The organism is Paraclostridium dentum, assembly GCF_048568265.1.
Lineage (GTDB): Bacteria > Bacillota > Clostridia > Peptostreptococcales > Peptostreptococcaceae > Paraclostridium > Paraclostridium dentum.
Genome location: NZ_CP183813.1, coordinates 1309526 through 1330395, shown reverse-complemented (window position 1 = coordinate 1330395; position 20870 = coordinate 1309526). Strand labels below are relative to the sequence as shown.

Below are 20870 nucleotides of genomic sequence, written 5' to 3'. Positions count from 1 at the left end.
TTTCACTTTTTTATAGCTTCTTTGTAATTTTCCATTTTTTACATATTTTTTTATAAATGTTATAATCTGTATATAAAATCATTTAGGGGTGAGTTATGGACAATATTATTATATTTCCTATATATATTTTAATTATATTTATAGGACTTAATTTTTACCTTGATAAGTTTTTGTTTTTTAAAAAACTATCACTTTCTAAAAAAGGTCTAATAACAATATTTATATCTATTGTAATATCAGTTCTTATAAAAAATTTTTTAGTTTTTATGCTAATCAAACTTAATTATAATTTATTGTTTAGTGGGTTGTTTAAAATATTTTTATCTTTTTTACTTATATATATTAGTTTTTATATAGGCTATAAAATTATTAAATTAATAGATAATAATAACTGCAATAAAACAGAACTCAAAACCCAAAATATTAAAATTGAGCATAAAGATAACATTATAAGTAAACTTAGGAGTCAAAAACATGATTATCTAAAACATCTTCAAGTTGTGTACTCTTTATTAAATAATGGACTTAGCGACGATGCTAAAGAATATATAACAAATATATCTAATAGTTTTAGAAGTAAAACCTCAAGGTACGGAAAGGTTTCTTATTTAGATGCAATTGCATCTTTAAAATATGAAGAGTGTCTTATAAAAAATATTTCTTTTGATGTTTATATACAAGATTTTATAGACAATCTAGTTATTGAACCTAATGATATGAGTTCTGTTTTATTAAATATAATAGATAATGCTATTGATTCACTATCTACACTTAATAAAGATAATAAATATATAAAGTTATTTGTTTATGAAGATGAATTTCAATATGTTATATCTATAAAAAACAACGGACCTAAAATATATAATACGGAAAGTATATTTGATGAAGGCTTTTCTACTAAAGACGGTGAACATAGGGGGTACGGTCTTTATCTAGTTAAAGATATTTTAGATAAATATGGGTATCATATATTTGCAAGTAGCGACGAATTTATAACTGAGTTTACGATTTTAATACCTAAATATTGTTAATAAAAGTTTATAGGGAGAAAATATTTATGATAAAAGTTTTGATATGTGATGATGATAAAGCTGTTCGAGATGATATTGAAAACATACTAAAAAAATCCGGATATGTGGACTATGTAAAAAAAGTTAAAAATGGAATAGAAGCAATAGATTTTATTAAATGTGAGAAAATAGATTTACTTATAATAGATATTGATATGCCTCATAAAAATGGTATAGATTGTGCCAAAGAAATATCTTCGATAGATAAAGATGTTCATATAATTTTTGTAACTGGATTTTCTGATTATAGCTTGGAAAGTTTTAAAGTTCATCCAGTTGATTTTATAGTCAAGCCATTTACTGAAAACAAAATTTTAGATTCTGTAAATATTGCTATTGATCACATTAATTCTCATAAACTAGCTACAAATAATTTTATAGATGATACTTTATTTGTTTATAAAATTAGAAAGCAGATACATATGATTAATTTTGATGATATAGTTATGTTTGAGAAAAACTCTAGAGCTGTAAACTTATATACCAAAGATCATGATATTATAAAATTTTATGAGAATTTCGATGATTTAGATTCTAGAATTCCACCAAACTTTTTTAAAACTCATAAAAGTTATATAGTAAATCTTAAATTGATACATAAGGTTATTCCTACCAGCAAATCTGCTTTAGAAATAAAGTTTATTAATTTCCAAGAAAGTGCAACTCTTAGTAAAACTTTAGAAAAAGACTTTTTGTATAGATTTTATAGGACTAAACGCTTTTAATTTAAATAAGTGTATGTTGGTATTATAATATTAACATACACTTATTTTGTAAATTTTTTAATTATTTAACTCTTGATATGATTTTTTTATAACTTTTAGATAAAAAGCTCTCATTTTCTTTTATATATCCACTAGTATCTAATAACCTCATATGATAAGAATATATTGCATACTCTCCCAACTTATCTACTAATTTATTGTTTACATATGCACCAACAAAAGCTCCTATCCCAGGAACTAGTTGCAGTAACTTAGCTAAATCTATATAATCTCTATATTCTTGCTGAAACTTTCTCCAATCAAAATCGTTTATATCATCTGATAGTATATCTTTTGATTCATTAAAATGCTCCATATCTTTAAATATAGTATTAACATGATTTTGACTTGAAAATGCTAATTGAAATATATTTAATAAATATATCCTTTCTTTATAATCCTTAGTATCAAATCCATAAATACTTGCAATCTCATATAGAAGTTTTATTTTTATACTTAAAAGTAAAGGAAAGTCAGCAAGACCAACAATAATTCCTCCAGCTCCAGTACCTGCTCCTTCTAGCATAGCAGTTTTTTTGTATAATCTAATCTTTTCATAAGCTAATTCGTCTCGCTCTTGCAATGAAATATTTTCAATCGGAGCTTTTGTTGTATATTTTGACCCAAACAAAACAACCTTTGTCATATTCTTTATAGCTGTAGTAAGTATATTATGATAATTTTCAGGAAGTACTGAATTTAGTTTATTTTGAGCTTCTTTAGATGCTTTATTTATTATTGATGGCTTCTTTTTCATCTTTTCTTTCCAATTTTCTAGTTCTCTTATCTGTATATTGTTATAGTCTTGCATTTTATCACCTATCTTTAATTATCTTAATTAAAAGTTTCCTTTTAGTAATTATAGTATATTTTATTATACATTAAACCTACTTGGTCTAATATATCAAAATTGTAATAACTGTTAAAATTAATGTTTTAGTTTTAATTTCCTAGGGTATTTATTTTATTAGTAATCACAATACAAAAGAAAGAAGATGATTTTATGGATATGAACTTTTTAAAAGTCATTCAAAGTAGCACAAAAAGATTACACGATATGGCTGAAAATACAGGGTTCATAAAAAGATTAATTGATGGAGATGCTAATGTTGAAACATACGGAGAGTACATCTATAATCTTTATTTTATTTACAAAGCAATAGAGGAGAATCTTGAAAAGCATAAAGACGATGAAGTCTTAAAAGAATTTATAACTCCTGAAGTATTTAGAGCTAATGCTTTACTTGATGATTCTAAGTTCTTATTAGGATATAAGATTGATTCAATAGAAATTTGCGATTCAACAAGGGTTTTCGTTGATAGATTAGATGAAATCTCTCAAACAAATCCTAAATTATTAGTTGCTCATGCTTATACAAGATATTTAGCAGATTTATTTGGTGGTAGAACTATCTTTAAAATAATAAAAGAAAACTACTCTATCGAAAATGAAGGTCTTAATTATTATATGTTCGACCATATAAAAGACTTAAAAGCTTTTGTGATGGAATATCATAAAAAACTTGATTTAATAAATTTAAGTGATGAAGAAAAAGCTAAATTCTTAAATGAAATTTCGCTTTCATATGTTTTTAATATAAGTATATCTAATGAATTAGATTACGTGAAGTTTGATAAGTAAAATTTAGTTTCCCCCTATTCGACGTACATTATTTTAAACTTTACACTGAAATAAAAAAGGAATAACTTCTTAGTTATTCCTTTTTTATTATTTTACCAGGGATCCCAACCACTGTACTATTTTGCGGAACATCTTTTAATACAACTGCATTTGCACCTACTTTAGAATTTGCACCTATAGTTATTGGTCCTAAAACTTTAGCTCCTGCTCCTATTACTACATTATCCCCTACAGTTGGATGTCTTTTACCGCTGTCTTTTCCTGTTCCTCCTAATGTGGTTCCATGATATATAGTAACTCTGTTGCCAACCTCTGCAGTTTCTCCTATTACTACTCCCATACCATGGTCAATTAAAATTCCACTTCCTATAGTTGCACCTGGATGTATCTCTATTCCCGTTATAAATCTATTTACTTGCGATATAAATCTTGCTATAAAGAACATTTTATATTTATAAAAGTAATGTGCAATTCTGTGACCAATCAGAGCATGAACTGATGGATAAAGTAAAAAAACTTCTATCTTAGATCTTGCAGCTGGGTCATTTTCAATTATATACTCTATGTCAGCATTTATTTTTTTTAGCATTCTATCCTCCAATTATATCCATAGATAGATACTTCTCAATTCCATCAGGAGATATTGTTACAATGTTTTTTCCTTTAAACTTCTTAGCTATCTCCATACTTGCATATACATTTGCTCCAGATGAAATCCCTACTAGTATTCCTTCCTTTTCTCCCAGTAACTTGATAGTGTTTATAGCTTCTTCATCCTTTACAGTTACTATTTCATCTACAATACTCATATCTAAATTTTTAGGTATAAAATTCGCTCCTATTCCTTGTATCTTATGAGGCCCACTATGTCCTTTAGATATTAAAGGAGAACTTTCTGGCTCAACTCCAATAACTTTTATGTCTTTGTTTAATTCTTTTAAATATTTTCCAACTCCACTTATTGTTCCACCTGTTCCTATACCACACACAAATATATCTATATCTTTAATATCTTCATATATTTCTATTGCAGTTGTAGCATAGTGTTTCTTAGGATTACTTTTATTTTCAAATTGCTTCAAAGATTTATAATTTACATTTGAACTTATTAATTCACTTGCTTTATCTATAGAGGCTTGCATTCCACCTTCACCTGTCAGTATTATATCTGATCCATATGCTTTCATCAAATCTCTACGCTCTTTGCTCATAGAACTAGGCATAACTATAATAATCTTAAGCCCCTTTAGCTTTCCAATCATGGATAAAGCAATTCCCGTATTTCCACTTGTTGCTTCTACTATAATATCTCCTTTTTTTATATCTCCGCTTTCCATAAGGTCTTCAATCATCCCAAGAACAGCTCTATCTTTTATACTTCCACCTATATTGTATTTTTCTAACTTTAAAAATATATTATTTTCACTTTGAATATTATTTAGCTTAACTATTGGAGTTTTTCCTATAAGATCTAAAATATTATTATATAACATATATTACCCCTCCTATTTTTTTAATTATATGTATAAGCAACTATAAATGTTTATAAATTTTTATACATACAGAATTCATTTTTTAAATTAGTTTTTCTAATCTTACTAAATTTGTTATTTGCTTTCAATAAATATAGTTTAATTCTATATTTATTGTTAGATTAATAGTTTTAGTCTATACTATTTTATTTATATAAAAATAAAAAAAGTGTAACCATCTAATTCTTAATCATTAGATAACTACACTTTTTTTATTTTAGTCATTGATCTCTATATCTCCATATTGATTATCTTTATCTGCTTTTGTGTCTTTTACTTTTATTTGTTCATGACTAAACTCTTTTATATCCCCAGTTTTTGCATCTACTGTTATTTCATATTTTGTATCTGCTTTTGTAAGTACACCTTCATACTCAGCATTTTTTCCATCTTTATCTAAGTTAAATTTTTGAACTGTAGCTTTTGGAACTTTGTTAATCATTATATCCATAGCTTTATCTTCACTTATTAGCTTATCTGAAGTTTTTACATTATTTTGATCTTTAAGTACCTCTTGTTCAAAGTTTATTATTTTACCAGTTTCAGCATCTACATCAACTTGGTATTTCATAGTATCTTTAACTATTTCTGATTCATACTTTGGTGAATTATTTTCATTATCATAAGAAAACTCTAATATCTTACCATCTGGTACTTTTTCTAAAATAATATTTTTTGCTTGGTCTTTTGTTAGGTATTCTGCTTTGTCATCTTTTACTAACGAATAACTTACTCCAACCCCGCATATAACAACTAATCCTAATGCTATAATAATTGCTTTGTTAATTTTCATATCTATCCCTCCTGAATAATTATTAAAATTTCAACATTAATATATATACCATCTTTTTACATATTCAAACATATCTCACAGTTTCAAACTTATAAAATTAACAATATTATTAAGTGGTGTCTATGTTATGTACTAATTCGAATACTCACAACAAAGATTTGCTAAAACAAATAAAAAAGTGTAGTCTTTTTATATTATTTTGACTACACTTTTTTATTTATTTTTTACTCAAAACATTCCTTACTCTATCTACTTCTTCTGATACATTTTCAAAGCTATATTCTAGCGACAATATAGGATTTATTTTAGCCTCTTCTATTATGTTTTTAAAATAAATTAGTTGTTCATAGTTTGGTTTGCTATGAGAATCATTTTTGCCATCATTAAAATGTAAATGTATATACGTTATAAAATCTTTTGCAGACACTATCCATTCTTCTAAAGATTTTTTAGAGTATGCTAAAATATGACCTGTATCTAAACATATTCTAAGTTTAGAAGAGTTTACTGATTCAACGATATATAAAATCTCTTCAGGATTTTCATCATACTCATTTTCTAATAAAATAGTCACATCTATATCATCAATTTCGTTCATAAAATCTTGCCAAAATTTTATTTGATTGTCTAACTTAAGTTTTCTTATTTTCTCTACACTTAATAAAGGGTTTAGTTGGCTATGAAAAATTACATATTTAGCACCTATTTCCTTGGCAATTTCAACTGATTGCATATATCTATATTTTGTTAGCTCAATAACTTTTTTATCTGTACTCCCTGGGTTTAAATCAAACGAGGATCCATGTAATGATATTACATTTATAAAATTTTTTAATTTATTCTTACAATCACTTATTATTGTACTATAATCTTCATCTAAAATATTTTGAGGAAAACTTTGAATTTCTACTCCAATTCCTAAGTTTTTAATTTCATCTATATTGCTTTTATTTATATCTCCAATAAGTTTTACTAACTTAATATCCTTCATCATTACACCACCTTTATTTTAAATTTTCATCACAACAATAACTTATTTTTAATAATTATATATAGTAACTAGATTACCCTTTTTTCTATTGATTAAATCTATTTAAGTCTATACAATTATATTAAATAAATTAAGGAGGTTATATATTTGAAAAAACTTTTTATTGGAATTTTAACTTTATTTATAATAGTTTTAGTAAACCACCTAATAAGCAATTCTTTGAAAGTATCTTTTCTTGACATGTCTTTAATAATAGGAGTTTTATTCACAACAATTATAGGATTCTTTTCAACAGAGGATAACATATATAATAGGTTTTTAAATTATTGGACCGCAATATCAATTGATAAAGAAACAACTCGTAACTATAGCCTTAAATTCTTTAAAAACACTCCTTTTTTGGTCTCTCTACTTTATACATTTGTTGCATTTATTTTAAGTGTCTATACTTATTGGGATTATTTTTTCACAGCTTAAAAATAAATCTTATAAGTTACTTAAATTTAATTATGTAAACTAATTTATTCTAAATTATTAATTTATATGTAAATTCACAAAAGTGTTATAATTTAATCAAAATTTATATAAAAATGAGTAATTCAAATAAAAAAGAATGTATAGTTATTGATGATATAAACTATATAACAACTATAAAAGCAGTGGTAACATTTTCAATAAGTTGACAGCAAATATTGTTAACAAAAATACAATAAAAAATGATTTTTTTAATAATAAAAGGGGTTATATGTATGATGTAGCAACATTTCAAGCAATCTTTTCAGCTTGTTGCGCAAATCATACATATAACCCCTTCATGTTAATTAAGATAACTATTTTTTAAGTTTAGCTAATGCCTCTGCAAAAGGATTATTGAAACTTTCTTCTTGTTTATTTTGATTCTTTAAATATTTATTAACATCTCTCTTAGATGCTTTGTTATTTTCTTCTTTCTTTCTCTTATTAAAAGTACTTAGTTTTTCACGATGTCCACAGCTACAAACAAAAGTCTTCCCTTCCCCTTCGCCTCTAAGTTCAAGTTTTTTATGGCAAACAGGACATCTCGCATTAGTAGTTGTAGAAACCATCTTTCTAGTGTTGCAATCTCTATCTTGGCAAATTAGCATCTTTCCTCTTTTTCCATTAACTTCAAGCATATACTTTCCACATTCAGGACACTTATTTTTAGTTAAGTTATCATGTTTAAATTTAGCATCACTACTTTTTATATCTTTTACAATATCTTTAGTGTAGTCTTTCATTTCATTTACAAATACATCTTTCTTTAACTTACCACATGATATTTCATTAAGCTTCTTCTCCCAAGAAGATGTAAGCTCTGCCGATTTTAACTCGCTAGGAACTAACTCTAACAATTGCTTTCCTTTAGATGTTATTAAAATATCTTTACCTCTTTTTTCAACTAAGAAGGAATTAAAAATCTTTTCTATTATATCTGCACGAGTTGCAACTGTTCCAAGACCTTCTTTTTCCATTTGAGCTAATAAACTAGCTTCATTTAATGGTTTTGGAGGTTGTGTTTTGCCACTAGTTAAACTACATTTAACTACCTTTATAATATCATCTTTATTTAAGTTTGGAAGATTTTGATCATTGTCATCATCTTCATCTATATTAGTATAGTTTTCTTTCCATCCTAATTTAATAACTTTTTTACCTTTAGCTACAAAAGTTTCACCTTCTATGTTAGCCTTTATAGTTGTTTGTTCATATTCAAAAGGATCACTTAAAACACTTAAAAATCTTTTTACTACTAAATCGTAAATTTTTCTTTCTCTATCACTTAAATCGCTTAAGAATACTCTCTCCTCAGTAGGTATTATCGCATGGTGATCTGTTACTTTAGAATTATCTACAAATGATTTATTAGTTTTTATTTTGTCTTTTAATATTTTAGTACAAACTTTTGCATAGTCACTTACACTCACAGCTCTAACTCTATCCTTTAAAGTGTCTACTATATCAGTACTAATGTATTTGGAATCTGTTCTAGGATATGTCAGAACTTTATGGTGTTCATATAATTTTTGCATTATAGATAAAGTCTCTTTTGCAGAGAAATTAAATATTTTATTTGCATCTCTTTGTAATTCTGTTAAGTCATATAATCCTGGTGAATATTTCTTTTTATAAGTTTTATTAACTTCTAATATCTCAGCATTTTTATTTTCTATCTTAGTTAATATATTTTCTACTTTTTCTTTATTAAAGCTATTTTGACTATTATTCTTAGGATCTACCCAGTTTAAACTAAACATAGGTGCTTGTAATTTAATACCATAGAATTCTTTTGGTTTAAATTTTTGAATTTCCTCTTCTCTTTTGTAAACCATATTTACAGTAGGAGTTTGAACTCTACCACAAGAAAGTTGTGCATTATGCTTCGTTGTAAGTGCTCTTGTTGCATTTATTCCAACTAACCAATCAGCTTCTGCTCTAGCAACTGCTGAGCGATATAAGTTTTCATATTCTTTTCCATCCTTTAATTTTGAAAATCCTTCTTTTATAGCTTTATCTGTGCTAGATGATATCCATAAACGCTTTATAGGCTTTTTAACTTGTGCTTTTTCTATTATCCATCTTGCTACAAGTTCTCCTTCTCTACCCGCATCTGTAGCTATTACAATCGATTCAATATCATTTCTATTTAGTTGAGCTTTCACTGTGTTGAATTGTTTAGATGTCTTTTTTATAACTACCGTCTTTAAATATTTAGGTAATATAGGTAAATCATTTATGTCCCAATTTTTATATTTATTTGAGTAACTTTCAGTTTCAGCAAGTGTTACTAAATGGCCAAGAGCCCATGTTACTACATAATTACTACCTTCTATATATCCATTTTTTTCATTTTTACAATTTAATACTCTAGCTAAATCTCTTCCTACAGAAGGTTTTTCTGCTAGTACTAGTGTTTTTCCCATTATATCTTTTTCCTTTCATTAATGCTTTAGTATATAATAACATAGTTTCCTAATATATGTTAAATATATAAGGGAGTTTGAAATTTACATTTATACAACTCCCTTATATATTTAATGTATTACCACTGTAGTAGTATCTAATATATTATTATATATCCATTTAGCATTTTCGGTGTCTAGCCTTATACAACCATGGCTCAAAGCTTTCCCTAACCTTCCATCTATTATATAACTTCCTTTAGAATCATACAGTACTGAATGATAATAGTATCCGTCTTTTATACGTGTTGCATATTTAACTCTATACTCATCAGTCCCAAAATACGGCTTTCTTCCATCTATATAAAAAATTCCTGTTATAGTTGGAGTACTAGGTTTTCCAACAGTACATTTCCATTTAAACAACTGTACCCAAGAGTTGTTATCTTTTTTAAAAATATAGGTATACTTATTTTTCAAATCAGTTACTAATAAATTGTTTGTAGGGCTCTTTATATTGTTTTGATTTACAAATTTAGTCATGTCACTATAAAAATATTTATAATCTAATACATCATGTTTATTCCCATCATCGGATAAAAAGTAATTAAATACATACCCTTCTATGTCATTATATATTATATTGCTCCAGTCTCCTATATTTTCTATAACTTCTACTCTAGATTCTTTTGGTATTATAATTATTATATTTGATTGAGTATTCGGTTCTTTTCTAAGGTTTAAGTTACTCCATGCATATTTAGTAATTGATAATAAATCATTGTGTATATATCCTATATTTGATTCATATCTTACTTTACTCCATTCATCATAAGCTTCAATAAGTTCAACCTTAGAACCTTTAGAAATAACAGTAATAATATCAGAACTAGTTGAGGGATCTTTTCTTAAGTTTGAGTTTTTGAGCGTATACTTATGTTGTGGAAGCATATTTATTTTTATAAAATTCTTATCTATATTCAATAATACACACATCCTTATTATATAACTTATATAATTTTATGTACTTATTTATATATAGGTGAATAGCCACGTAAAAATTTCCTTGGCTTAAATATAAAAAAGCTATCCTAATAAATTACAAAATTTTATTAAGATAGCTTTTATTCTTTATTTATTTGACATATATTCTTTCCAGTCACCACATTCTATAGAAATTAATACATCATCTTTATTAATTTCAGCATCTTTATTGTACTCATAAAAATATGCCTTTTCTATACTTCCATCTAGAAGAGTAACATCTACTTCACGCCTATTATATTCATTGTTAAATCCATCTAACTGATAATTCTCCATATCATCTAGTTCTTTTAACGTTGCTTCAAAATCATTAAGTTCCATTAATTCCCCTAGAATCTTTTTATTCCCTTTTGTAACTGCTGGGTAGCCTTTGTTGTCTAAATGATATAAATTACCATTTATATATCCTTTTTTAGAACTTTTTACTTTTCCATTTAAATATATATTGTAATTGAACATATCGCTTCTTAAACTACCATATACAAATATCTTTTTTACTAACATATTTCTCCACCTATTGCTCTTATATCTTCATTATATATAGTACATGCTTCTATTGCTAATTCAAGTCCAGTAACAATTTCATCTAAACTCATATAAGGCATGTTTTTCTTATCTATAACTTGTCCTGTCATATATGGTATATGAATAAATCCACCTTTTATATTCGGATATTTTTTATCTATCAAATATAGTATCCCATACATTACATGATTACAAACAAAAGTTCCTGCAGTGTTTGAAACCGATGCTGGTATCCCATTTTCATTCATATGTTTTACCATACCTTTTATTGGTAGATTAGAGAAGTATGCCGGCTGTCCATCAATTTGTATAGTTTCATCAACAACTTGATTACCTTCATTATCTTTTATTCTAAAATCATCTAAGTTTATAGCTACTCTTTCTGGAGTTATATCAAATCTGCCTCCTGCTTGCCCAACTGATATTACTATATCTGGATTGTGCTTATCTATTGCTTGTTCTATAGATTCAACTGATTTTGTTCTAACTGTAGGTATAGTCAGCTTTATAACCTCAGCTCCATTTATTTCATCTTTTATTCTTTTAACAGCTTCTTCAGCTGGATTTATAGGCTCTCCTCCAAATGGATCAAATCCTGTTATTAATATTTTCATTCCACTTTCCTCCTTTAAAATTTTACTAAATAATTAAAATGCAAATGTGTACATTACAAATATGTGTATAGCTAATAATACAATAGCAACTGGTGCCTGATATTTAATTACACTGTATTGATCTTTAGCTTCTAGTAATGCTGCTGGTACTATATTAAAGTTTGCAGCCATAGGCGTAAGTAAAGTTCCACAATACCCTGCTGTTAATGCTAAAGCTCCAACTATGGCTGGATCTGCACCTTGAGATAATACAAAAGGTATCCCTATACCTGCTGTTATAACTGAAAATGCTGCAAATGCATTACCCATTATCATAGTGAAAATTGCCATTCCTAAAACATAAGCTACTACTCCAAAGAATCTACTATCCGCTGGAACCACTCCTGATATCATATTAGATATTACATCTCCAACTCCTGCATTTGTAAATAAAACTCCAAGTGCAACAAGTAATTGGGGTAGCATACTAGTAGGCCCCATTTGTTGAAGTAATCTTGCTCCATCTTCAACTGCTTCTTTAGGTTTTGCTCTTGTGATTATAAATGCACTTATAAGTGCTACTATTGCTCCAGCTCCTATTGCAAATTGTGATGAACTAGCATATGAAGAAAGTGACATAGCTACCGCAACTGCTGCAAATGCTAATATAAGTGAAGGTAAAAATATTTTACTCTTTATTTTTTCTGATTTAGCTTGACTAAACTCTTCAGTTGCAACTTCGTATTTCGCAAACACAACTTGCTTAGTAAGAGTTAATAAACTTAATAATACTAATATTCCTCCAATAAATGTTGCTGGTAGTACTTTTCCAAATATAAACGGTAAACTAAGTAATACCCAAAAAGCAAATGTTCCATATTTTTTATTATTATCAATTGTTTTAAGTGATTTAACACCAATGACTAGCATTAAAATTCCCATTAAAACATAAAACGATTCTAGTCCTATATTTATAAAGTTTTGCACTTATGAGTCCTCCCCTATTTGTTATATTTTCTGTTTAATTTTTTATCAAATAAATAGTTTTGCAATGCAGAAATTAAAAATGCTATTACAGCCATTATTATACTTGCCTTAGCTATATCTAGCTCACTTACTGCATATCCAAATCCAGTTAAAGTCGATGCTATCAATAATACTCCTGAACTTCCAGAGAATAAATTTTGACCATAAAAGTTTCCATAGTTTTCACTAGCTGCTGATAAAGCCTTTATAGCTTCTTCGTCTTTTACATCTACATTTTTATACTTACTCTTTGCTGCGGCTTGTGCCATAGGCTCAACTAAAGGTCTAACAAATTGAGGATGTCCACTTATTCTTATTGAAAGTGCACCAGCTATTTGCCTTATTATCATATATATAGAAAATACGCCTCCTGTAGTTAACTTTCCAAGCTTTTGTATTAAATAAACAGCCCTTTGCTTTAATCCATATCTTTCTAGTATTCCTATTACTGGCAGAGTCATTATAAATAATGATACCGCTCTATTATCTACAAACGATTGCCCCAATGTATTTAGAATATCCATAATATCCATTCCTGCCACTAATCCAGTTGCAATCCCCGCAACTAATACTGTAAATAAAGTTTCTACTTTAAATACAAATCCTAATATGACAACTAAAATACCTATTAATTTTATCATGCTTTACTTCCTTTCTTTACTCCTTAACTTTATAATGTTATTTCAAATTATATTTAAAATGAGATTTATTGTCAATCAATTTTTACATTTTTTTAAATTTTTCGATAATTTAGTTTAATTTCTTACCTTTCCCATTTGATCTAACATTAATTATATTTTTATGGTAAAAAATTCTTTTTTATTTTATAAAGTTCAATAAATTTTGAATATAATTTTATTTTTATATTCAATTTAAGAGTTATTATAAAAAATTATCTTATTTTGATCTTTATTCATACAAGTTTTATTTTATGAAATAAAAAAGCTTATAAACTTTGTTGTTAAACAAAGTTTATAAGCTTTAATTTTTATAACTCTTCCTCTAATTCCTTTATCTTCTTATCAAGTTCTTTTATTCTAGCTTTTAATTCATAACACTTATTATCTACCTTCATGGCTGAAGTATAGTTCATTTCATTGCTATGATATTTCCTCCATAATTCTTCATATTTATTATGATGTTTATTAAATTCTTTCTCTAAACACGCTCTTTCACTTTTTAGTTCACTTATTTGTTCTTGTACTTTCTTTTTGTTGGTTTTAAAAAAATCGAAAAAAAACATATCCATATTTCCCTTCTATCTATAATTAAGTTTATAACATTTTAACTTTATGTTACTTTTTATTTACTCCATTTACATTATATTATTAATACATCTAATATTATACCTGTTTATTGTACTATATTACAATAAATTTAATTATATATATACCCTTTTGGATAATTCTTCTAAACATTTATTTCTTTATATTTCACATAAGTTCCATCTATAAAGATAATTCCTTCCTCAGTTATTTTTGCTAAATTTATAAAACTTTCTATAAGAGAATATAATCCATATATTATCAAATAAACCAATGCTAAATACATAGATCTATTATAATAGGAATCTATCTGAAAAATATTTACCGTATAATTATTACCTTCTACTATTAAATTAAATAATGCTATTATTGAAGTCGTTATACCTATTATTTCAGTTAATTTAAACTTTTCTCGAAAATTGCAGACATGCATAAAATAATTTTACATACAATTCCAAGATTATTCAATTTTATCATCTCCAAATATTCCCTTAGCTTTTATTATATCAATAATTCCTTAATTATTCCTTAACAATATTGTCATTTATTTTTATTTAAATTAGGGTATATTAATAAATACTAAAATATAAAGGATGTGTTTTTATGATTATAAATATTAGTAATCCAGCTAAAAAAGAACTAAATAATATTTTTAAATCTTATAATTTAGATGTTAAGTATCTAAGAGTATATATAAAAGAAGTAAGTGCATGATACGGCCCTGTTTTTAGCGTAGCTCTGGATGAGCCTACAGAAAATGATACAGTCTTTGAATGTGATGATTTTAAAATTATTATGCACAATGATTTGTGTAATAAGATAAATGTAATTAACATTTTTTATAAATCAGCGTTATCTAGTGATATATTTAGAGTTTCTACAGATTTATTGTGGAAAGAAGAATATTATGAAGCTCCATGGGCTAAACCATGGTAATATAATTTTAGGTCTAAATTTTACATAAAATGTGTAATTTATTTTTTTATGGGAATATATTATTATATATTAAGCTTTAATAAATTAGTAAATTTTATTGAAAAGGAGTTTTTTACTATGAAAAAAGTATCTTTATTTATAGTAGTTAATGCTATATCTTTATATATAGTATCATTATTAATGAGCAGTGTTTCTATAACATCTTTTAGCTCTTTACTTATACTAACAGTTATTTTTGGTGTTTTAAACTTAACAATTAAGCCTTTACTTCAGCTTTTCTCACTACCTATAACATTTTTAACATTAGGTTTATTCTCATTAGTTATAAATGCTGTTGTTTTAAAATTAGCTTTTAGTATAGTCCCTGGAGTACACTTATACGGATTTGTTAGTGCTATAGGTGCTTCTATATTATTATCTATTGCAAATACAATTATATATAATGTACTTGATTAATAGAATAAATTTATTATAAAAAAGAGTTATCTCTAAGTTGAGATAACTCTTTTTTATTAAGCATTAACTTCTTTATATTCTTTTTTCTTTTCTCGTTTAATTGATTTATCATTTATCTCATCTATTACTACCGCTATTGCATTATCTCCTGATACGTTAGCCGCAGTACCAAAACTATCTTGAGTTATGTAAAGTGCTATCATTAAACTTGCAAGGCCTCCATCTGATGGTATTCCTACCATAGGTAAAAATGGAAGTGCACTCATTATAGCCCCACCTGGTGCTCCTGGTGCTGCAACCATAGCAACTCCTAACATAAGTAAGTATGGTAATATTACCGCTAAACTATAATTCATTTGATTCATCATTAAAACAGCTACTGTGAATGATGTTACAGAAATTATACTTCCAGCTAAGTGAATAGTTGCACAAAGAGGTACAACAAACTCTCTTATTTGTTTAGATACTCCATTTTTTTCAGCACACTCTACGTTTACTGGTATAGTAGCTGCTGATGACTGAGTTCCAACTGCTGTTAGATATCCTGGTATTTGATTTTTAAGTAATTGTATTGGATTCTTTTTAGTATATGTTCCAGCAAGAGTAAATTGGAAGCATATGTATATGATATGAAGTGGTATTACGATTAAATATACCTTACCAAATATTTTTAGTATATCCCATACTTGTCCTGCAAAAGTTATATTAGCAAAAGTTCCTGCTATATAAAGAGGTAGTAACGGTATTATTATTTTCGCTAAAGTAGATTTTATTATTTCTTGGAAATCCATAGCAATGTTGAATAATCCTTCTCCTCTTCCACGACCTCTAAGCGCTGAAATTCCAAGTCCCATCATGAATGCGAAAACTATGGCAGCTGTTACATCTAACATTGGCTCTAATGGTATAGTAAATATTGGTGAAAGCATACCTGCGTTTGGATCTCCTATAGCTCCAGCTGAACTAGCGTTTATAAAAGAAGGGAAAATAGTTATTGCAACTGTATATGCAAGCAATCCAGCTATTATTGTAGAACAATATGCTATACCAGTTGTTATTCCTAATAACTTTCCTGCTCCTGATGTTAAGTCAGCTATCCCAGCTGTAACAAAACCTAAAATTATAAATGGTATTACAAACTGTAAAAATGAAGCAAATAAACCACTTATAGTAACTAAAATCTCAATTACTCCCTTAGGAGCATAACTACCTATAATGATACCAAGTATTATTGCTATTATTAGTTTCGGTACCAGTCCTATTTTTTTCTTTGCTTTTGTCAAAATAATTCCTCCCCTTATGAATAATTTTTATGATAAAAACATTTTCCCCTTTGACTAAAATAGTATACATTTAGACACAAAAAGTCAAGTTACTTGTAAAAAGTAATATTTTTGCGAAATTTCTGTAAAATAAAAGGCATGCCGTTTCTACGGTATGCCTTTTATAATAATATTAAGCTGCATATTCTTTATTTTTTCTTTTAATTTTCTTACTTTTTCTATCCATACTATGATGAGTTATCATTGTAAATATTCCACTTCCTATTAGCACTGCATAGTATACAAATCCACCATATAAGAAAATTGCATATCCCATAAGAGGTTGCGGGAACACACTTTTAAATATTGCAAAGAATGCTAATTCACTTGCTCCTGCATTCCCTGGAGTTGGAATAGGTGATATTGCCATATATAAGAATGCTTGTAATGTAAGCATATATATATATGTATATCCGCTTAAATTAAATGCTCTATATATCCAAAATGATATACTAAAATATACACTTAGCTGAACTACAGTTATCAAAAGCGTTAGCACAAGCGCTTTTCTATTCTTTATAAATAAATTAACAGACTTACTATATTCATCTGCAAAACTTTCTACTTTCTCAACTTTACCTTCTAAAAATTTAAATAATTTAAATTTAACTAAAAAATTTATAACACGTTTAGACACTTTTTTAATTAATTCAGGATTATATATAACCATCATAGAAACGATTAATGTAAATGCATTTATTGCAATCCCTATTAATATCAAAGGCATTATGCCCCTTAATTCCTTTAATATAGCTGTATTTAAAAGCACTAAGACAGAACAATATACTGTAACTACAACTTGATATATTATAGATTTATTCATTATAACCGCAGTTGCTTTACTAGCTGGCATCTTACATTTGTTTAATACATATATTTGCATCGGCTGACTTCCTGATGCAAATGGCGTTATTAAGTTATAATAAAACCCCATAGTTGCTAATTTAAAACCTATAAATCTTGTCTGAACTTTATGAATGCTATCTATTACTATTTTTAAAACTACACCCTCTAATAACATGTGTGTAATCACTGCACATATTCCCAAAAATATAAATTTTTTATCTACCATATCTACAACTTCATTAAGCATATCTATGTCTAAAGTTCTATAAACTAAGTAACTTGTCATTCCTAATATAAATACCAAAAAGCCATATTGTAATATATTTTTATTTAATGTCTTTTTCTTTTTCATAGGAAACCTCCATCCCCTTTAATTTGACACTACCTATTATACAATACATTTGGTTTTTATGGTACGAATTATTTCTTACTTTTTTGTAATAAAAAAGAAAAAGATTCACCCCTATTTCTCTACATACTTTTATAAATAAGTATTATAGATTGTTAGGAAATGAATCTTTTTAATCAATTATAATAAATTTTCACTTAAAACTTTATTAAGGTTAGCTTTTTCTTCTATTAATCTTATAATATTTACATTTTTACTTAAATCATTTATGCATATAGCCCCTACTAGCACATCATCTTTAAAGAATAGTTTTTTATAAACATCTTTTTTATTTAATGTTATAAAACTATCTATAGTATTTATATTTCCTATACTAAACACTTTTGTTTCAAATACATCTAATCCTACTGGGTAGTTTTCTACTTTAAATTCAATTTTATCTCCACATGCATTTGCACCTGCAACTTTCCCCATATCTATAGCCGCTGGCCATATAGCCCATATCATTGAATCAATTTCAGCTACATCTCCACATGCATATATTTCTTTTGATGAAGTTTGCATATACTTATCTACAACTATTCCTTTATTAACTTCTATATTAGTATTGCTAGTAATTTTAATATTAGGTCTAACTCCTATAGAAAATACTACCATATCTACATCAATAGAACTGCCATCTTTAAATATAGCTTTAGATACTTTTTTATCACCTTCTAGAGAATCAATGAATTTACCTAACATTAGGTTTAATCCATTTTCTTTTAATATATTTTCTAGAACTACACTTCCATCTTTATCTAGTTGTTTAGTTAATAAATTTGGCATAGCCTCAACTACTGTAACTTCTTTTTGCGCTAGGTTCATTTCATATGCAGCTTCAAGACCTAACAGTCCTCCACCTATCACTAAAATGTTTTTTGCTTTTTCTAAATTCACCTTTATTTTATCTAAATCATTTTTATTTCTTAAAGTATAAACTCCGTCTAAATTATGTCCATTTATCGGTGGTACAAAGTTAGAACTACCATTTGCAAGTATTAACTTATCATAATTTATAATTGAATTATTATCTAAAATAATTTTTTTATCTTCCTCTTCTATTTTTTCTACATTTACTCCTAGCAAAACTTCTATATTGTTTTTTTCGTACCAGTCTTTACCTTCAATATAAAAATCTTCTTTTTTAATTTCTTCATTTATAAAATCTGAAAGAGCTGGTCTATAATAACTTAACTCTTCTTCATTACTTAAAAGAGCTATTTTAGCTGTTTTATTTCTTTTTCTAATAGAGTCTGCTGCATAAAAACCTGCTGCCCCATTACCTATAATAACAAACTTATCCTCTGTATCATTTTGATAATTTATATTTTCTTCTATAACCTCTATAAATTGATCATGTTTTGCCCCACATACAGGACATACATCTGGAGCTTCTTCTCCATCAAATACTTCATTACATATTACACATTTCCATTTTTTAGTACCTTCTTTTTTAGTATTTACATCTATAGTTTTTTCAATAAATTTCTTGCCTAGTAATTGAGCTTCATATAAATCTACCTCACTAGGTTTAAAATTAACAACTAATGGATCTATAGTTTTCATTCTAAGTTGTTTTAACCTATCCATAACATTTGGTATTCCTTCACCACTCCATCCAAATGAGCCAAAACATGATGCAACTTTATTCCCATGCACAATAGGATTTAAACTCACAAGAATATCCCAAATAGGCTTTAATGCATCACCATTTATTGTTGGAGTTCCAAATAAAACTCCCTGTGAATAAGTTATAGAGTTTATTATTTCATCTATATTATGATTTATAACATCATACATTTTCACATTATAATCGCTATGTTCTTCGATTCCTTTTTTTATGTTTTCAGCTAATTCACCTGTATATCCATAAGCACTTACATAACATATAGTTATATCTTTATTAGTAACTATTATCTCATCTCTACTCCATTTTTCATATATATCAACTATTTTTCGTGGATTATCAACTAATACAGGCCCATGTCCTGGACATATAATATCCAACTTTAAGTCTTTTATTTTTTCTATAGCTTTTAATACATATGGCTTAAAAGGCCCCATTATACAATCGTAATAATATCTTAGAGCTTCCATATAGTGTTCTTCATTATCTATTTTATTATTAACCACACCTTCACAACTGTAGTGACTTCCAAATGAGTCACAAGTTACTAATACATCGTCCTCTTTAATGTACGTGTATATAGTATCTGGCCAATGAAGAAGTGGAACTGAATAAAACTTTAAAGTTTTGTTTTCTATTTTAATTTCATCGTTATCATTTGCAACTATATATTCAAATTCATCATTCACAATTTCTTTTAGATAATTAACAGCATTTTGGGATGCTATAACTTTGGCTTTAGGCGAAAGTTTTAATATTCTCTCTACACTACCTGCGTGATCTGGTTCTGTATGACTAACTACAATATAATCTATATTTTGTAAATCTACATTTAAATCTTCTAGTCTAGCCAAGTAACTGTCAAAATGTTTAGCTTTTACAGTTTCAAATAAAATCGTTTTCTTTCCAGCTTTTAAAACATATGAATTATAAGTTGTTCCATATGGCGTATACATTATTATGTCAAATACCCTTAAATCAGGATCTAAAGAACCTACCCAATATAAATCTTTCTTTAATTTAAGCGATTTTAATTCCATATATATTCCTCCACAATATGTTTGTTTATTATTTAACTCTTATTCCTTTTATACCTTTTATTAATTGCTTTAAACATATATTTAGC

General features: G+C 27.0%; 21 protein-coding genes. 5 read left to right on the top strand and 16 right to left on the bottom strand.

Annotated features, from left to right (window positions below):
- The first annotated feature begins 95 nt into the window (after positions 1-95).
- Positions 96-1031: a sensor histidine kinase gene (locus ACN6I1_RS05915; RefSeq protein ID WP_419743080.1), complete on the top strand. Its 936-nt coding sequence runs from the start codon at positions 96-98 to the stop codon at positions 1029-1031.
- 26 nt (positions 1032-1057) lie between these two features.
- Positions 1058-1795, top strand: a complete 738-nt coding sequence (locus tag ACN6I1_RS05910; RefSeq protein ID WP_419743079.1) for a LytR/AlgR family response regulator transcription factor — start codon at positions 1058-1060, stop codon at positions 1793-1795.
- Between the two features lie 61 nt (positions 1796-1856).
- Here the strand turns inward: ACN6I1_RS05910 and ACN6I1_RS05905 are convergent, their stop codons facing one another.
- A complete protein-coding gene (locus ACN6I1_RS05905) occupies positions 1857-2645 on the bottom strand; it encodes an EcsC family protein (RefSeq protein WP_148550583.1) in 789 nt (262 codons plus the stop codon).
- A gap of 192 nt (positions 2646-2837) precedes the next feature.
- On the opposite strand from ACN6I1_RS05905, the gene ACN6I1_RS05900 reads away from it, so the two are divergent.
- Positions 2838-3476, top strand: coding sequence for a heme oxygenase (biliverdin-producing) (locus tag ACN6I1_RS05900; RefSeq protein WP_419743078.1), 639 nt, complete (start codon positions 2838-2840; stop codon positions 3474-3476).
- A 73-nt stretch (positions 3477-3549) separates the two neighbouring features.
- On the opposite strand, the gene epsC is transcribed toward ACN6I1_RS05900, so the two are convergent.
- From epsC to ACN6I1_RS05880, 4 genes are all read right to left on the bottom strand, one after another.
- Positions 3550-4065 (bottom strand): serine O-acetyltransferase EpsC, encoded by a 516-nt coding sequence (gene epsC / locus ACN6I1_RS05895; protein ID WP_419743077.1) that lies wholly within the window; start codon positions 4063-4065, stop codon positions 3550-3552.
- 1 nt (position 4066) lies between these two features.
- Positions 4067-4969 carry a cysteine synthase A gene (gene cysK, locus ACN6I1_RS05890; RefSeq protein ID WP_419743076.1) on the bottom strand — a complete coding sequence of 301 codons (903 nt, stop codon included), beginning with the start codon at positions 4967-4969 and terminating at the stop codon, positions 4067-4069.
- 256 nt (positions 4970-5225) lie between these two features.
- Positions 5226-5801, bottom strand: a complete 576-nt coding sequence (locus ACN6I1_RS05885; protein ID WP_323728845.1) for a PepSY domain-containing protein — start codon at positions 5799-5801, stop codon at positions 5226-5228.
- Positions 5802-6018: 217 nt separating this feature from the next.
- The gene (locus ACN6I1_RS05880) at positions 6019-6792 is read right to left on the bottom strand and encodes a sugar phosphate isomerase/epimerase family protein (protein WP_419743075.1); all 774 of its coding nucleotides are present in this window, start codon (positions 6790-6792) and stop codon (positions 6019-6021) included.
- A 147-nt stretch (positions 6793-6939) separates the two neighbouring features.
- Here ACN6I1_RS05880 and ACN6I1_RS05875 point away from each other — a divergent pair, with 147 nt between their 5' ends.
- Positions 6940-7269, top strand: coding sequence for a hypothetical protein (locus ACN6I1_RS05875; RefSeq protein WP_419743074.1), 330 nt, complete (start codon positions 6940-6942; stop codon positions 7267-7269).
- A 353-nt stretch (positions 7270-7622) separates the two neighbouring features.
- On the opposite strand, the gene ACN6I1_RS05870 is transcribed toward ACN6I1_RS05875, so the two are convergent.
- The 8 genes from ACN6I1_RS05870 to ACN6I1_RS05835 form a co-directional block, all read right to left on the bottom strand.
- A complete protein-coding gene (locus tag ACN6I1_RS05870; RefSeq protein ID WP_419743073.1) occupies positions 7623-9734 on the bottom strand; it encodes a DNA topoisomerase III in 2112 nt (703 codons plus the stop codon).
- Positions 9735-9845: 111 nt separating this feature from the next.
- Positions 9846-10697 carry a L,D-transpeptidase family protein gene (locus ACN6I1_RS05865; RefSeq protein ID WP_419743072.1) on the bottom strand — a complete coding sequence of 284 codons (852 nt, stop codon included), beginning with the start codon at positions 10695-10697 and terminating at the stop codon, positions 9846-9848.
- A gap of 147 nt (positions 10698-10844) precedes the next feature.
- Positions 10845-11261: a gamma-glutamylcyclotransferase family protein gene (locus ACN6I1_RS05860; protein WP_419743071.1), complete on the bottom strand. Its 417-nt coding sequence runs from the start codon at positions 11259-11261 to the stop codon at positions 10845-10847.
- On the bottom strand, positions 11255-11896 hold the full coding sequence (gene pcp / locus ACN6I1_RS05855; RefSeq protein WP_419743070.1) for a pyroglutamyl-peptidase I: 642 nt from the start codon (positions 11894-11896) through the stop codon (positions 11255-11257). The genes ACN6I1_RS05860 and pcp overlap by 7 nt, the downstream gene beginning before the upstream one ends.
- A 33-nt stretch (positions 11897-11929) precedes the next feature.
- Entirely contained in the window at positions 11930-12862 is a 933-nt protein-coding gene (locus ACN6I1_RS05850) for a DUF979 domain-containing protein (RefSeq protein WP_021430803.1), read from the bottom strand.
- Between the two features lie 14 nt (positions 12863-12876).
- Positions 12877-13542: a DUF969 domain-containing protein gene (locus ACN6I1_RS05845; protein WP_053832311.1), complete on the bottom strand. Its 666-nt coding sequence runs from the start codon at positions 13540-13542 to the stop codon at positions 12877-12879.
- Between the two features lie 347 nt (positions 13543-13889).
- On the bottom strand, positions 13890-14150 hold the full coding sequence (locus ACN6I1_RS05840) for a hypothetical protein (RefSeq protein ID WP_419743069.1): 261 nt from the start codon (positions 14148-14150) through the stop codon (positions 13890-13892).
- Positions 14151-14311: 161 nt separating this feature from the next.
- Positions 14312-14599, bottom strand: a complete 288-nt coding sequence (locus ACN6I1_RS05835) for a hypothetical protein (RefSeq protein ID WP_419743068.1) — start codon at positions 14597-14599, stop codon at positions 14312-14314.
- A 620-nt stretch (positions 14600-15219) separates the two neighbouring features.
- Between ACN6I1_RS05835 and ACN6I1_RS05830 the strand changes: the two genes are divergently transcribed.
- Entirely contained in the window at positions 15220-15558 is a 339-nt protein-coding gene (locus ACN6I1_RS05830; protein ID WP_025161297.1) for a phage holin family protein, read from the top strand.
- A 56-nt stretch (positions 15559-15614) separates the two neighbouring features.
- Here the strand turns inward: ACN6I1_RS05830 and ACN6I1_RS05825 are convergent, their stop codons facing one another.
- From ACN6I1_RS05825 to ACN6I1_RS05815, 3 genes are all read right to left on the bottom strand, one after another.
- The gene (locus tag ACN6I1_RS05825) at positions 15615-16841 is read right to left on the bottom strand and encodes a dicarboxylate/amino acid:cation symporter (RefSeq protein WP_021428962.1); all 1227 of its coding nucleotides are present in this window, start codon (positions 16839-16841) and stop codon (positions 15615-15617) included.
- Positions 16842-17013: 172 nt separating this feature from the next.
- Entirely contained in the window at positions 17014-18078 is a 1065-nt protein-coding gene (locus ACN6I1_RS05820; RefSeq protein ID WP_419743067.1) for a lysylphosphatidylglycerol synthase transmembrane domain-containing protein, read from the bottom strand.
- 177 nt (positions 18079-18255) lie between these two features.
- Entirely contained in the window at positions 18256-20784 is a 2529-nt protein-coding gene (locus ACN6I1_RS05815) for an FAD-dependent oxidoreductase (RefSeq protein ID WP_419743066.1), read from the bottom strand.
- Positions 20785-20870 lie beyond the last annotated feature (86 nt).